General features: G+C 51.2%; 11 protein-coding genes. 5 read left to right on the top strand and 6 right to left on the bottom strand.

The genetic code is table 11. The features are described from left to right. The first annotated feature begins 54 nt into the window (after positions 1 to 54). Positions 55 to 645: a lecithin retinol acyltransferase family protein gene (locus tag NY07_RS15080; RefSeq protein WP_033540187.1), complete on the top strand. Its 591-nt coding sequence runs from the start codon at positions 55 to 57 to the stop codon at positions 643 to 645. 99 nt (positions 646 to 744) lie between these two features. Here the strand turns inward: NY07_RS15080 and NY07_RS15075 are convergent, their stop codons facing one another. The 5 genes from NY07_RS15075 to dapA all read right to left on the bottom strand — a co-directional run bounded on the left by NY07_RS15075 (position 745) and on the right by dapA (position 6219). Next, entirely contained in the window at positions 745 to 1812 is a 1068-nt protein-coding gene (locus NY07_RS15075; RefSeq protein WP_033540186.1) for a ketoacyl-ACP synthase III, read from the bottom strand. A gap of 99 nt (positions 1813 to 1911) precedes the next feature. Beyond that, a complete protein-coding gene (locus tag NY07_RS15070) occupies positions 1912 to 2583 on the bottom strand; it encodes a GntR family transcriptional regulator (protein WP_033540185.1) in 672 nt (223 codons plus the stop codon). Between the two features lie 106 nt (positions 2584 to 2689). Then, complete coding sequence (locus tag NY07_RS15065; RefSeq protein ID WP_033540184.1) at positions 2690 to 4255, bottom strand: aldehyde dehydrogenase (NADP(+)); 1566 nt, start codon at positions 4253 to 4255, stop codon at positions 2690 to 2692. A gap of 26 nt (positions 4256 to 4281) precedes the next feature. Continuing rightward, positions 4282 to 5283: a 4-hydroxyproline epimerase gene (locus NY07_RS15060; protein WP_033540183.1), complete on the bottom strand. Its 1002-nt coding sequence runs from the start codon at positions 5281 to 5283 to the stop codon at positions 4282 to 4284. 21 nt (positions 5284 to 5304) lie between these two features. Beyond that, positions 5305 to 6219 (bottom strand): 4-hydroxy-tetrahydrodipicolinate synthase, encoded by a 915-nt coding sequence (gene dapA / locus NY07_RS15055; RefSeq protein WP_033540182.1) that lies wholly within the window; start codon positions 6217 to 6219, stop codon positions 5305 to 5307. Between the two features lie 203 nt (positions 6220 to 6422). Between dapA and NY07_RS15050 the strand changes: the two genes are divergently transcribed. From NY07_RS15050 to NY07_RS15040, 3 genes are all read left to right on the top strand, one after another. Next, positions 6423 to 7463, top strand: coding sequence for a proline racemase family protein (locus NY07_RS15050; RefSeq protein ID WP_033540181.1), 1041 nt, complete (start codon positions 6423 to 6425; stop codon positions 7461 to 7463). After that, entirely contained in the window at positions 7460 to 8803 is a 1344-nt protein-coding gene (locus tag NY07_RS15045) for an NAD(P)/FAD-dependent oxidoreductase (protein WP_081953847.1), read from the top strand. The genes NY07_RS15050 and NY07_RS15045 overlap by 4 nt, the downstream gene beginning before the upstream one ends. Positions 8804 to 8965: 162 nt before the next feature. Then, positions 8966 to 9547: a uracil-DNA glycosylase family protein gene (locus NY07_RS15040; RefSeq protein ID WP_033540180.1), complete on the top strand. Its 582-nt coding sequence runs from the start codon at positions 8966 to 8968 to the stop codon at positions 9545 to 9547. Positions 9548 to 9635: 88 nt separating this feature from the next. Here NY07_RS15040 and NY07_RS15035 read toward each other — a convergent pair whose 3' ends face one another. Then, a complete protein-coding gene (locus NY07_RS15035; RefSeq protein ID WP_033540179.1) occupies positions 9636 to 10955 on the bottom strand; it encodes an aminopeptidase P N-terminal domain-containing protein in 1320 nt (439 codons plus the stop codon). Between the two features lie 172 nt (positions 10956 to 11127). Here NY07_RS15035 and gmhB point away from each other — a divergent pair, with 172 nt between their 5' ends. Continuing rightward, positions 11128 to 11682, top strand: coding sequence for a D-glycero-beta-D-manno-heptose 1,7-bisphosphate 7-phosphatase (gene gmhB, locus NY07_RS15030; protein ID WP_140946883.1), 555 nt, complete (start codon positions 11128 to 11130; stop codon positions 11680 to 11682). Positions 11683 to 12093 lie beyond the last annotated feature (411 nt).

Raw genomic sequence — 12093 nt, 5'->3', positions numbered from 1 at the left:
TTGCGTGCTTTTCGCCATTATCTTTTTAAGACACAAAGCGTTGAGAGACAGACGATGGCACTACCTTTACTTTGGCTGGGTGGCGCAGCCCTCGGGGCCGCCCTTATCGCCGATGCTAAGCACAAACAGAAGCAACTCACCTTAGACAGACGGCTGGGTAGGGCGCCTAAGGCGCCTATTGGTGAGCGGGTAAGCCCTTTATCACCCAGTGTGTTGCATCTGGGCGAGGTGAAAGTCGCGCCCAAGCCCGGCGCCATGGTGTGTTGCTTTGTCTTTGGCGTGATTGAACATACTGGGATCTGGCTTGGAGACGACACCTTGGTGGAGCTTCATGGTAGTGGTCTTATCAGGCCGGTTTCTGCAACGCGTTTCCTGGCCGGACGCACGGGGAGCCGTATCTTTGTGGCCTGCGATCATCAGCATCAGCCTTTGATTGGTGAGTCAGTTCTTGAACGAGCTGAGCAGGCAATTTATCAGTACCGCGAATACGATCTGTTTGATAATAACTGTCATCGCTTCGTCTGGTCCTGTCTGACCGGTGAAGAGAAGAGTATCTCAAGTTTCGACAAGCTTAACCGTTTGCTGGCAGCTCATTTCGCGCAGGCCATCTATTGGGATGAGGCTGTTTGGGCTAGGACAGAATGATGGGGAAGGCGTTTGAGAGAAACAAGCCGCTAGTTGAAGGTTGGCCGTAAAAGCAAATGCCGACATGATGTCGGCATTTTTTTATCTGTTACTTATGGATCACTCGCCGCAGAAGTGTTTCACTGCGCGCTGAACCAGCTCGATACCGGTTTTATCGCAAGGTGGCAGCTCGGCATCACTCTGGGCGATTGGAGTCACACGATCGCCCCACTTGAATAGCACGGCAGCAGAGGTTAGGCCAGCTCCAAAAGCGCAAGACAAGATGGTTTGATTTGGCTTGATCACTCCCTTTTCCAGAGCATCACAGATGGCGATAGGGATAGTGGCCGCCGACGTGTTGCCATAGTTGGCAATGTTGACCACAGCCTTCTCTTTAGGGATCTTCATGCGGTTGATCAGGGTATCGATAATGCGCTCGTTTGCCTGATGTGGGATCACTAGATCCACGTCATCTTTATCGACACCGCATTTTTCAAGTACAGTGTTGGAAAGCTTGCCCATACCAGCAATGGCACGCTTAAAGATCTCCTGGCCATTGAATTCAATATAGAATTCAAGTGAGGCAGCATCGAATCTGTCCATAGCCGTACCGAAACCGGCTTTAAGGATGTCGCGGCCGGCGGGATCGTTGTTGAGCTCATAGCCAAGTACGCCGCCAGGCTGATCTGTGGCTTCGACAACTACAGCGCCAGCGCCATCGCCAAAGAGTACCGCTGTTTCGCGGCGCGACCAGTCAAGATAGAATGAAAGACGCTCGGCGCCAATCACCAATACCTTCTTCGATTGTCCACTCTTGATCTGCGAACTGGCAAGACCTAAGCCATAGAGAAAACCACTGCAGGCTGCATTGATATCAAATGCGCCGCAATTGGCGCCAATATCGGCCTGTACAGTTGAGGCAATATTAGGAATAAGTGTATCTGGGCTAGCAGTAGCCAAGATAATCAGATCTATCTCTTCACCTTTAATACCCGCAGCGGCTAGGGCGCGCTTGGCGGCCACTGAGGCTAATGCTGAGGTGTTAACATGACTGATGTGTCGCTGACTGATCCCTGTACGCGGCTTAATCCATTCATCCGAAGTATCGATAAAAGTGGCAAGGTCATGGTTGGTAAGCGTTGCGGGGGGAACACATTTTCCCCAGCCGGTAATAGTGGCGTACTGCATCTGGATACTCTCTCAAAAATAAAAAGGCAGAGAACAATAGCTCTGCCTTATCAAACTAATCTAATAAGCCTAGCAAGAAGACAAGCAAGCAACAGTGATTTAGCTCACCTGTTGTGCAACCAGCTCACGAATGGCATTGGCTGCATGTAATATATGGTCTTTCAGTAGCGTCACTGCTTTATCAATGTCTTGGTTACGACAGTGGGTGAGCAAGTCTCTATGGTCTTGCGCCGCTCTGGGTATGCCGCCTGCGAGTAGGAGTTGCAAGCGAATATAACGATCACAGTTGGTATTTAGGCCATGTACCACTTCCATGGTGTGGGGTCGATTGGCCGCCTGGTATAAACAGGAGTGGAACTTAGTATTGAGCTCGCTCCAACTGCTCACCGCATCTTCCTGTTGGAAAGCAGCCTCAAGTTCATCTAGGTATCCTTGCGCCTCGGCAAACATCTCTTCGCTGATGTTTGGAATGGCCTTGGCAAGCAAGTCAGTTTCGATAAGGGCTCTTAGCTCAAACAGCTCAGTGACCTGGTCGACCGACAGTTCGGTAGCAGTGGCGCCCTTATGGGCTTCAAACTTTACGAGTCCTTCGGCTTCGAGCTGTAATAAGGCTTCTCTGACCGGAATACGACTGACATTTAGCGCTTCGGCTAATGCACTTTGACGTAAAGGCTCACCTGCGGCGATTTCGCCTGAGAGGATCTTCTCTCTTAAGACTTCCACCACGACCTGAGTGCGCGTTTTATGAACGATTGGAGTTGTTCGGCTCATAGTTCCCGTAATGTCTTTTCGTTATTATATGTGATCCGCATAAGATTACCGCTTATAACACTATAAATAAAGGGAAACCGTGGTTTCCCTTTATTAAAAGTGCGGCTTAAAAGCGCTGTAGATGAGTTTGCCCGTCTCTTAATGCCTCGGGCAACAGTTCGCTTGGCATGTTTTGATAACAGATCGGCCGCAAGAATCTATGGATCGCCATACTGCCCACAGAGGTGCTGCGGCTATCGGTACTGGCGGGATAGGGGCCGCCGTGATTCATCGAGTGGCAGACTTCAACACCGGTGGGCATCTGATTAAAAATAAGGCGACCAACGCGCTGGCTAATGGCATCGACCAAACTGTGGGCATGGGCCCAGTCGCTTGCTTGACCATGAATGGTGGCGGTGAGTTGCCCTTCAAGCTGGTCTGCAACGGTCTGCATCTGCTCTGCATCGTCACATACAACTAAGAGAGCAAACGGGCCAAAGACCTCCTGTTGCAGCGCCTGGTCAGCCAGATAGTGAGCGGCATTTACCTTTAGCGCCGTCGGGCGGGTATGATGACTCGCCTCGGCCGCCTTGCCCTGCGCCAGTAGAGTGATCTGCCCGTGTCCTAACAGAGTTTCGACCTGCTGCTGGTAAGTCGCTGCTATGCCAGGAGTGAGCATGGCGCCGGCAGCCTGTTCGGCCAAGGTCTGGCTGAGCCTATCGCAGTAGCGGCCCAATGCCTCACCTTTGATGGCGACAATCACACCAGGGCTGGTACAAAACTGACCATGGCCCATCATCATGGATTGCACCTGAGTCTCGGCAAGTGTCTCGGCTTTATCCGCAAGTATGCCGGGAAGCAAGAATTGTGGATTAGTGGAGCCAAGCTCACCATAGAAGGGGATCGGCTCGGCGCGCGCGGCGCAGCGATCCGCCAATATACGACCCACCTTTAACGAGCCAGTAAAGCCAACCGCCTTGATCTCAGCCGCATCAATGAGTCCCGTCGAAACCTCTGGTGTATGGCCTTGCAGCAGATTAAAGACGCCTGCTGGCATATCACAAGCCTTAATCGCTTTATCGATGGCTTGGGTTACCAGTTCGCTGGTAGCTGGATGAGCTGGGTGTCCTTTAACGATAACTGGGCAACCGGCTGCCAAGGCCGAGGCGGTATCGCCACCTGCAGTAGAAAAGGCTAAAGGGAAGTTGGAGGCGCCAAAGACTGCAACAGGGCCAAGGGCAACCTTGCCCAAACGTGTGTCAGGCTTAGGTAGTGGCTGACGTTCGGGTTGAGCCATGTCGGCAATATATTGCTCTATAGGGGTTAACAGGTTTTGTGCAAACAAACGTAATTGACCGCAGGTGCGGCCGGTTTCGCCCTCTAATCTGGCTAATGGCAATCCGGTTTCTTGATTCGCTGCGGCGACTATCGCCTCTCGATCGGCTTCAATATTGTCGGCAATCTGGCGTAAGAAGGCGGCGCGTTCGCTGTCGCTTTTATTGCGATAGCTGCTAAAGGCCTGCTGAGCGGCCTTGGTCGCCTGGGCAATTTGCGCTGGGTTTGCGCTGGCAAAGGGCCACTCAATCTGGCTATTACTGACAGGGTTAAAGCTGTTAAAGCCATTAGGCTCGCCTTGCCATTGGCCATTAATGTAGTGCTGACCCTTGAGTCTGCTGGTGATACTTATTGTCATTGCTATTGTCCTTTTGGGGTGGCCAGTTAGACCACCTGAAATCCGAAGGCATAGGGGTCGTCATCGTCGACTGTGATGGCATTGTGGCCAGTAATTCGTGCCCATCCCTTGATGCTGGGCATGATGGCGTCAAACTCGCCCACTTTGGTGGCGGCTTCGATGCGGCCGACAAACTGGCTGCCTATGATGCTCTCGTGGGTGTACTCATCGCCGACCTTGAGCTCGCCGCGGCTATAGAGCTGTGCCAAACGAGCACTGGTACCTGTGCCGCAGGGGGAGCGGTCTACCGCCTTGTCGCCATAAAAGACAGCGTTAGCACCGTTAGAGCCTTGGCTTATGGTGTCGCCGGTCCAGAGAACATGGGAGACGCCGTTGACCGTAGGATCGTCAGGGTGTACGCAGCTAAGTTCCTTGTGGGCGATTTCGCGAACGATAGGGCTCCAGCGCAAAATATCGCCGGCGCTCCAGTGGCGCAGGCCGGGGAAGTTAGCTTGTGGATCGACGATGGCGTAATAGTTACCGCCGTAGGAGACATCTATTTTAAGCGGCCCTAGGCCAGGAATATCCAACACTACATCTTTGTGGGCCAGATAGGCGGGCACGTTAAATATCTTGACCCAGTCCACCTTGGCACCTGTTTGTTGGTACTGCACCTTAATCTTACCCGCAGGCACATCTATGGTAAGGCTACCTGGCGTCTTGGGGGTTAACAGGCCCGATTCCAAGGCGGCGGTAATAGTGCCTATGGTGCCGTGACCACACATGGGCAGGCAGCCACTGGTTTCGATAAACAGGATGGCGGCGTCGGCGTCATCACTGCAAGGAGGATAGAGAAAGGCGCCGGACATCATGTCGTGGCCCCTGGGTTCAAACATCAGCGCCTTGCGGATCCAGTCATATTGCTGGAGAAAATGCTGACGCTTTTCGCTCATAGTGCGACCCTGCAAGTCCGGATGGCCACTGGTGACCAAACGGACCGGGTTACCGCAGGTATGAGCATCGACGCAAAAGAAGGTTCCTTTTAACATCTATGCCATACTCCCAGGTGTTTAGTTGACGTTGTACTTGTCGAGATCCAGACGGTTCGCCAGGGCCTCAGACATGACTTTTTCCACATAGGCGCGTTCTTCACCAATTAAGGTCATGCGGGGCAGGCGTACGTTTTCACTGCCGCGACCGACGATCTGTTCGGCAAACTTGATGCACTGTACCAGGGTCGGAATCGTATCCAGGCGCAGCAGTGGCATAAACCAGCGGTAGATCTCGCGTGCTTCTTCGATACGACCGGCGCGGGCCAATTTAAACAGCGTAACAGATTCTCTTGGGAATACGTTGGTTAAACCTGAGATCCAGCCGGTAGCCCCCAAAAGAATGCTCTCAAGCGCAATGTCATCCACGCCACAAAGAATATTAAAACGGTCGCCGAAACGGCTCTGCAGTTCGGTGAGGCGGCGGGTATCTGTGGTCGATTCCTTGATAGCGACTATATTTGGCTCTTGGGCCAATATGGCAGTCATTTCAAGGTTGATGTCGACGCCATAACTCACAGGGTTGTTGTAGATCATGATAGGTAGCTTGGTTGAGCGTGCTACGTGTTGGTAATGGGCAATTACCTCACGGTCAGTGCCGCGGTAAACCATGGCAGGTAAGAGCATCAGGCCATCAACGCCAAGCGCTTCAACATCTTGAGCATATTTAGCCGCTTGTTGTGCCGTGTTCTCGGTGCAGCCTGATAATACCAGGATGCGGCCATTAACTGTCTCGACCGTGTGCTTGATGAATTCACGCTTCTCTTCTGGGGTCAGGGAGGCATTTTCACCTATGGTTCCCAGAGCGATAATGCCATCGATCCCATCACGAATGAGGTCTTCCAGCATTCTCGCGTTCGACTCAAAGTTGATCGAACCGTCATCATTAAATTGGGTAGAAATTGCTGGGAATACACCTTGCCAGTTTACTTTCATGTTCAGACCTCTATAGATATTGCTGCGCAAATTACGCGGCGAAAAAGTGATATCAAGTTTTGGTGTTCACCAAAATCTATAGTATATTGTATACAATTTTAAGGGGAAGAAAAGCCCCAAGGTGAGAATGATGTTATTTATCTTTTTATCCCTCACCGTCAAATACTATATATTGCATACAAACAATAACAAAGGAAGTGCCAATGCGCCTATTAGATTTAAGTTCTAGCTTTCTCGAACGCTGCACGCGTTTTAAGACGCTTGATGCCCATACAGAAGGTGAGCCATTAAGGATCTTGCTTGAGGGATACCCAGAGATCCCAGGTGATACCATCTTGGCTAAACGGCGTTATCTGACGGCGCATTTGGATCACTATCGTCAACTCTTAATGCATGAACCCAGAGGGCATGCCGACATGTATGGCGCCATCATCACGGCGCCAGTGACCCCGAGTGCGGATTTCGGGGTGCTGTTTTTACATAACGAAGGTTATAGCAGCATGTGTGGTCATGGCATCTTAGCCTTAGTGACCGCTGCGGTAGAGACGGGCACCATAGTGCTTGGCGATGAGCCCAAAGGGATTAATATTGACTCACCGGCTGGACTTATCCAAGCCAAGGCTTGTCGTGACGAGCAGGGCGAGCTCAAGGTGAGCTTTGTGAATGTGCCTTCCTGGGCCGAGGCGCTCAGTTGCTGCGTTGCTGTCGAGGGAATTGGTGAGGTGGCGTATGACATAGGTTTTGGCGGCGCTTATTACGCCTATGTCGACGCCGATGCCTTAGGACTCAGCCTGGCTCAGAATAATGTGGCGCAAATCATTGATTGGGGTCGGCGTATTAAGCTGGCGGTGATGGCCAAGCATCCACTTGATCATCCACTGGAGGCCGATTTAGGTTTTCTCTATGGCACAATCTTTACCTCGGCTAAGACCAGCTCGAAAGATGCTCATTCGCGCCACGTTTGTGTATTTGCCGACGGTGAGGTGGATCGTTCGCCCACTGGCACTGGGGTTGCCGGTCGTATCGCACTGCTACACGCCAAGGGGGAGGCGCAACTCGGTGAGCGATTGAAAATTGAGAGTGTTGTCGATGGCGCCATGCAGGTTTGCGCGCTTGATAACGTCGACTTTTATGGTAAGTCGGCGGTGATCCCTGAGGTGAGCGGCCGCGCCTTTATAACCGGGCGTCATGAGTTTATCTTAGATCCTAAGGATCCTTTCCAGCAGGGGGTTATGCTCAGATGACCAATTATTCGTCAGTTTCCAGTGTGGCTGAAGAGCCTTTGGCTTCAAGCGCAAAGCCAGCTTGCCCAGCGAAGAAGCCTGCTGAGGTCACTATCATCGGCGCCGGGATAGTAGGGCTTGCCAACGCTATTGCGCTGCAGCAGTCAGGCTTTAGTGTGCGCATTATTGATAAACAAGGGGTGGCCGCAGGTGCTTCATTTGGCAATGCGGGTCACTTTGCGACCGAGCAGGTGTTTCCGCTGGCAGATCCGGCCATGTTGCCTAAGTTACCCGGTATGTTGCTTGACCCCTTAGGGCCGTTTCGCATTCAGCCGCGCTATTTCCTCAAGGCACTGCCTTGGTTTATGCGCTTTTTAGTCAATATGTTGCCCGCAAGACGCGCCCATAACTCAATGGCGATTAAGGCGCTCAACCAAAAGAGTATCGATGCCTGGCAGCAGTTAGTGAGTGACTGTGATTGCCAAGACCTGCTTATATTAGCGGGCAGTCTACTGGTGTTTGAGCGGACACCACTGAGTGAAATCGAGCGAGTATATAAAAGCTATCGCGATGCCGGAGTGTCGGTTGAGCTACTTAGCGGCGATAAGGTGAGAGCGCTTGAGCCAGATCTAAGCCCTGAGATCACCCATGGGTTGTGGTTTACCGACGTGGGTCACACGCCTGATCCTGCCGAGCTATGCCAACGTCTGGCAAGGCAGTTTGAAAAGCTGGGAGGCGAATTTATCATAGGTGAAGTGACTCAGTTAGCTGCTGGAGGTGAGTGCGACCACCAGGACGAAAAAGGTGTTAGCGTCAGTGTGGCTGGCGGAGCAACTTATCAAAGCGATAAATTACTGCTTAGTGCCGGCGCCTGGTCTAAACCTTTGGCTAGGCAGTTGGGTTTCAAGGTGCCGCTTGAAACCGAGCGCGGCTATCATCTGATGATGCCACAGTTGAGTCGGCTGCAAAGGCCGGTGGCCTCTTTTGAGCGCAAGTTCATCATCACACCGATGAAGCGAGGAACCTGTTTGGCTGGTACGGTAGAGTTTGGCGGTCTTAAGGCGCCGCTGGTCGAAGCCAGGGCCGACTGTTTGCTGCCCCATGCCAAGGCGCTGTTACCTAATGTGTTGAATGGGGCGGTGGTTTCACAGGGAGAGCGTTGGATGGGGTTTAGGCCATCTTTGCCTGACTCCTTGCCGGTATTGGGCGCCTCGCCTAAGAGCGATAAGATCTTCTTCGCCTTCGGACATCAACATCTGGGGCTAACATGGGCTGCGTTTAGCGCTGCGCTGGTGGCGCAGACAATAAAAGGGGAAAAGCCACAGCTTGACATGAGCCCTTATCGTATCGAAAGGTTTTAGCATTAAATCTTGAGATGATATGTTGGCCGGCGAAATTAAAGCGATGAAATGTGTTAAATCATAGTGTTGCATAGTGCCGATAGGCACTCTATATAGACAGAGATTCGCTTGCGTTTTAGGTTCGACATTATACTAGGCCAACAACCTCTAGTCGGAGCCAGAATGGAAACCTTAGATCAGCTGCTTAGACGTATTCGCCGTTGTCAGCTCTGTCAGCCCCATCTTAGTCATAAGGTGAGGCCTGTGTTACAGGCGGCATCGACCGCCAAGGTGCTTATTGTGGGTCAAGCGCCAGGCGCCAAAGCTGCTGCCAGTGGGCTTCCTTTTGACGATCCCAGTGGTGACAGGTTAAGAGACTGGCTTGGCGTCGATCGCGAGCAGTTTTACGATCCCGCTCTGTTTGCCATCGTCCCTATGGGATTTTGCTACCCGGGTAAGGGGCGAGCAGGGGATCTGCCGCCAAGGGCTGAATGCGCGCCCGCCTGGCGTGAGGATTTATTGGCGCATCTGACCGATATCCAGCTTACTCTGGTGATCGGTCAGTACGCTCAGGCTTATCATTTCGGCAAAAGCTGCGGTGGCGTGACCCAGTGTGTACAAGATTGGCAGGCTTATGGCGCTAGTGTCATACCGCTGCCTCATCCCAGCCCGCGCAACAATCTGTGGCTTAGACGCAACCCCTGGTTTGAAACTGAATTATTGCCCGTGCTAAAGGCCCGGGTCGCGAGCGCCATTATGCCTTAGTGTTAATGCTCATAAGCATATCTTAAGCATAAGAGCAGTAACCTTTATCACGGCCTTTAGTAGACGAGACACTTTTTATATATGGGCATTAACCGTTTTTCATAAAGGCCTCTATCTCAGCTATGGTGCGCGGCACCAGTTTCGATAGGTTGTCATGGCCGGTTGGGGTGACCAAGATATCATCCTCAATGCGGATCCCCATGCCTCGATAGGCGGCGGGCACGTCTAGCGCCGATTCTGGAATATAGATCCCAGGCTCTATGGTAAAGACCATGCCAGGCTCAAGCAGGCGCCACTTACCTTCTGCATCGTGGTAGGGGCCAACATCATGAACGTCCATCCCTAGCCAATGCCCGGTTTTATGGACGGTAAAGCGTTTATAACTTTCGTTTGTCATTACCGCTTCTAGACTGCCTTCGAGTAGCCCCAGGTCAATCAGACCGCTCGCCATTACTTCCATACAGGTTTGGTAGAGGTGATTCCAAGGAGTGCCCGGTTTTACCTTAGCAATCGCAGCATCGAGTGCATCGAGTACTATCTGGTAGATTGCCGCTTGAGCCCTGGTAAACTGACCGTTAACGGGATAACTGCGGGTGATATCGGCGGCATAGTGATTGAGCTCGGCGCCAGCATCGATCAGCAACATTTGCCCTGTCTGAGTTTGGCAAGCGTTCTCCTCATAATGCAGGCAGCAGGCGTTGTTACCTGCCGCAACAATGTTAGGGTAGGCGACATCGCTTGCACCATGTTTGGCGATGGCAAAATTAAAGGTGGCGGCCAGCTCTGCCTCATTAATACCTTCTCGGCAGGCACTCATTACTGCTTTATGACCGTCGATAGAGGCATTTACGGCGGCGCGTATCGCTTGTTGCTCGGCTTCATCTTTGATCACCCGAAACGGGTGCAGATACTTAGCCAGTGGGGTAATGCTGCGGTAACATTTTGGAGTATCGAAAGCACTGCTGTGGCGCTGAGCGTTACTCCACTCGAGTAACCTGTGATTAAAGCGGCCTAATTCGTCGCTGATAAAAAGCTGGCGCTGATCGGTGAGCTTCAGGCTTATGATCTTGTCTAACTCAGCAATGTCATAGGCCTGAGTTGCTCCATATTGCTCGATAGCCCCAGTGACGCCAGCCCGGGCGCCGAAGCTGATCTCTTGCTGTGGGTCCTTTGGTCTACAAAGCAGGATGTACTCTAGCTCATGCTCTTTGCCACGATATAGCAGCGCGACGGCATCGGGCTCATTGAAACCCGTGAGATAAAGAAAGTCGTTGTCTTGACGAAAATGGTACTTAATATTCTTGCTGCGTACTTTTTGCTGATAACCCACAAGCATGACAAAACTGTCAGCGGGGAGGCTATCCATGAGGCGTAGGCGTCTGGCCTGATAGATGGCACTGGATGACATACTGATACTCTGTTTTATGTTGGTTATTGTTAATCCGTTAACTATATTTGCATATTGTATTCATTTCTAGCCTTGATTGATTTTATTCATCAATGTGCGGTGCATTTTGTTGATTCAAGTGTGATAATAATGCGTTATTAATTATTGGTTCTGCCGAATTGGGGAAGTTTTCGTGAATCGTGCCGTATTCCTAGATAGAGATGGGGTTATTAATATCGACCATGGTTATGTCCATCAGGTTGATGATTTCGAATATGTTGAAGGTGTGTTCGATGCTTGCGCCGCCTTAAAGCAGCAAGGGTTTAAACTTGTGGTGGTTACCAATCAATCTGGCATTGCGCGTGGGCTTTACTCTGAAGATCAATTCCATACCCTGACCGAGTGGATGGATTGGAACTTTGCTGACAAAGGTGTTGAGCTCGATGGGATCTACTATTGCCCCCATCACAGTGAGAAAGGCATAGGTGAATATAAGCAAGACTGTGATTGTCGTAAGCCAAAGCCCGGTATGCTGAAAAGTGCGGCTCAGTTTTTAAAGATAGATTTGAGCCGTTCTGTCATGGTGGGCGATAAGCGTGATGACATGCTGGCGGCAGAGGCGGCGGGTGTACCTACGCGTATCCTAGTGCGTACAGGTAAAGAAGTGACCGAAGCAGCGGTGGCGGCAGCGACCGTGGTGTTAGACTCCATTGCCGATGTGCCTGGGTATTTAGCTTCGTTAAAATAGGCCCAATAATTAGTTTTATGACCCTTAATCGGTGGGGAAATCACCGCATTGTTTGAACTTTGAGCAGTTGGGCTTTATTTATAAAACAATCTGCAAAAAGCCCTTGACGGGATGACCGCGCTGAGTAGAATACGCAGCCCTAGCCACTTGGAACGGTTCGTAGAGAACACCAAGTCGGCACGCTCTTTAACAATTTATCAAGTAATCTGTGTGGACATTCACAGGTGTTGAGTTAATCGAAAACGATTTATATCTCAATGCAACGATGAATGTTCATAGCAATATGTCTTACAGAAATGTAAGTATCGAGTTTGCTGCTTCTTTATGAACGCAGTGAATGAGAAACAGTAGAATTCATTGAGTCGATTCTTAGGAATCAAAAAACTTTAATTGAAGAGTTTGATCATGGCT

This window comes from Shewanella sp. ECSMB14101, assembly GCF_000773485.1.
Classification (GTDB): Bacteria; Pseudomonadota; Gammaproteobacteria; order Enterobacterales; family Shewanellaceae; genus Shewanella; species Shewanella marisflavi.
The sequence above is the reverse complement of the archived record's forward strand: the minus strand, read 5'-3'. Positions and strand labels throughout refer to the sequence as shown.